The sequence below is a fragment of the Brevundimonas sp. genome, assembly GCF_023259385.1.
GTDB lineage: Bacteria > Pseudomonadota > Alphaproteobacteria > Caulobacterales > Caulobacteraceae > Brevundimonas.
The window spans coordinates 1-2,835 of record NZ_JAHFPF010000339.1 but is presented as its reverse complement, the minus strand read 5'-3'; the positions used below and the strand labels follow the sequence as shown (position 1 = coordinate 2,835).

Here is a 2,835-nt window from a genome sequence, read left to right as displayed (position 1 = left end):
GCCAGTTCGCCGGGTCGTCCGGATCCATGCAAGAGAGCTCGATCGAGCGGTCCTTGAGGCCATTCACCGTGTAGGTCTTGGGATCGACGCCCGCCGCCTCGGCGGCCTTGACCAGGTCCAACGAGTTGGTCTTCAGCGCCGGCGCCGAGGGCAGCCAGCCCATACGTTCAGCCCGGACGTTGAAGTCGATCATCGAGGCCTTCCACGGCCCCTCCGGCGCCGTCGGCGACAGCAGTTCGTCGACCCCCACGGTTTCGTAGCGCCACTGATCGGAGTGGGCGTAGAAGAAGGAGGTCGAGTTCTGCTGACGCGGCGGACGGATCCAGTCCGTGGCGAAGGCCAGCGGCGCCCAGCCGGTCTGCGGCCGCAGCTTTTCCTGACCGACATAGTGGGCCCAGCCGCCGCCGGATTGACCGACGCAGCCGCACATCACCAGCATGTTGATGACGCCGCGGTAGTTCATGTCCATGTGGAACCAGTGATTCATCGCCGCGCCGATGATCACCATTGACTTGCCGTTGGTCTTTTCGGCGTTGGTGGCGAAGCCGCGCGCCGTGGCGATGATCTGATCCCGCGGGACCGAGGTGATGGCCTCGGCCCAGGCCGGGGAATAGGGCTCCAGGTCGTCGTAGGAGCGCGGCATGCAATCGCCGCCGAAGCCCTGGTCGACGCCGTAGTTGGCCAGGAACAGGTCATAGACGCAGGCGACCAGCGCCTCGCCGTCCTTCAGCTTGACCCGGCGGACCGGGACGTTGCGCGTCAGGACGTCAGGGTGGTCGGTGGAGGCGAAGCCGTTGCTGGCGGTGTTGGCGAAATAGGGGAAGCGCACGCCGGCGATTTCATCGTGCGCGTCCTTAAGACCCAGCTTCAGCGTGGTCTCGCGCCCAGCGGCCTCCCGCTCTTCAAGGTTCCAGCGCCCGTCCTCGCCCCAGCGGAAGCCGATCGAGCCGTTCGGGACCACGATCTCGCCGGTAGCCTCGTCTATGGCGACCGTTTTCCAGTCCGGGTTATTGGCCTGATCGAGATCGCCGACGAAGTCCGACGCCCGCACCAGGCGTTCCGGCACATAGCCGCCCGCCTGGGGGACCAGGCGGACCAGCATCGGCAGGTCGCTGTATTTGCGCAGATAGTCGCGGAAATACGGTACCTGCTTATCGATATGATACTCCTTGAGGATCACGTGGCCGAAGGCCATGGCCAAGGCTGCGTCGGTGCCCTGTTTGACGGGAAGCCACAGGTCGGAGAATTTCGACGCTTCGGAATAGTCGGGGCAGATGACGACGGACTTGGCGCCGCGATAGCGGGCCTCGGTATAAAAGTGGGCGTCCGGGGTGCGGGTCTGGGGGACGTTCGACCCCCACAGCAGCATGAAGCTGGAGTTGTACCAGTCGGCGCTTTCGGCCACGTCGGTCTGCTCGCCCCAGGTTTGAGGCGAAGCCGGCGGCAGATCGCAGTACCAGTCATAGAAGGAGCCGGTGACCCCGCCCAGCAGTTGCAGATAGCGGGCGCCGGCGGCGTAGGACACCATGGACATGGCCGGGATGGGCGAGAAGCCGAACACCCGGTCGGGACCCCAGCGCTTGGCCGTATAGGCGTTGGCGGCGGCGATGATCTCGGTGACTTCTTCCCAGTCGGCCCGCACGAAGCCGCCGGCCCCGCGCATGCTGGTGTAGGATTTGCGCGCGGCGGGATCGTTCTGAATCGAGGCCCAGGCCGCGACCGGTTCCATCGTCCGGCGGGCCTTGCGCCATACCCGCAGCAGGCGTGAGCGGATCAGCGGATATTTCACCCGGTTGGCCGAATAGAGATACCAGCTGTAGCTGGCGCCGCGCGCGCAGCCCCGGGGTTCGTGATTGGGCAGGCCCGGTCGGGTGCGAGGATAGTCGGTCTGCTGGGTCTCCCAGGTGACGATCCCGCCCTTGACGTAGATCTTCCAGGAGCAGGAGCCGGTGCAGTTCACGCCGTGGGTCGAGCGCACGACCTTGTCGTGACGCCAGCGGCTTCGATAGGCCTCCTCCCAACCGCGATCCTCGTCGTTCATGACGCCGTGGCGATCGGAGAACAGTTCGGTCTTGCGCGTGAAGAAGGCGAGACGGTCTAGGGTATGGCTCATGATCAGGCCGCCTTGGGTGCGAGGTTCAGGATCGAGCGCCGGCGGGCGTAGAAGGCCCAGTTGACGACGGCGCAGCTGCAATAGAAGGCGAGGAAGAGGTACAGGGCGATCAGCGGATCCCCGGTCGCCTTCATCGAGTTGGCGAAGGCCAGCGGGATGAAGAAACCGCCATAGGCGCCGATGGCCGACGAGAAGCCGACGATGGCCGCGGATTCCAGCTCGGCCTGCTTCAATCGCTCCGCCGCCGTGGCGCGGGGCATCAGCCGGGGCATGTCGGCGCGGACGAGGGCCGGGATCATCTGGAAGGTCGAGGCGTTGCCGACGCCGGTCCAGAAGAACAGCCATAGGAAGCTGGGGAAGAATAGGCTGAAGGACGGTTCCGCGCCGAAGGCGCCGACGCTCTGAAGCACCGCCAACACCCCCAGGATCAGGGCGTAGAAGACGATCTGTGTGACGTTGTGCCCGCCCCAGCGATCAGACACCCAGCCGGTCAAGGCCCGAGATGCGGCGCCGACCAGGGGGCCGAGGAAGGCGATCTGCAGGATGTTCACATCGGGGAAGAGCGTCTTGCCGAGCAGGGGGAAGGCGGCCGAGAAGCCGATGAAGGACCCGAAGGTGCCGATGTAGAGAAAGCAGATCAGCCAGTTGTGCTTGCGCTGGAACACCACGGCCTGCTCGCGGAACGACGCGCGCGCCGAGGCGACGTCGTTCATGCCGAACCA

The 2,835-nt window shown here is 65.5% G+C and carries 1 protein-coding gene and 1 pseudogene; both read right to left on the bottom strand.

Translation table 11 applies throughout. The annotated features are described in order from the left end of the window. Positions 1-2,113: nitrate reductase subunit alpha (locus tag Q0C81_RS17890; protein ID WP_291841136.1), on the bottom strand; the 2,113-nt coding region annotated here is incomplete at its 3' end. Positions 2,114-2,115: 2 nt separating this feature from the next. Further along, positions 2,116-2,835, bottom strand: a pseudogene (locus Q0C81_RS17885) (nitrate/nitrite transporter); the annotation flags it as partial.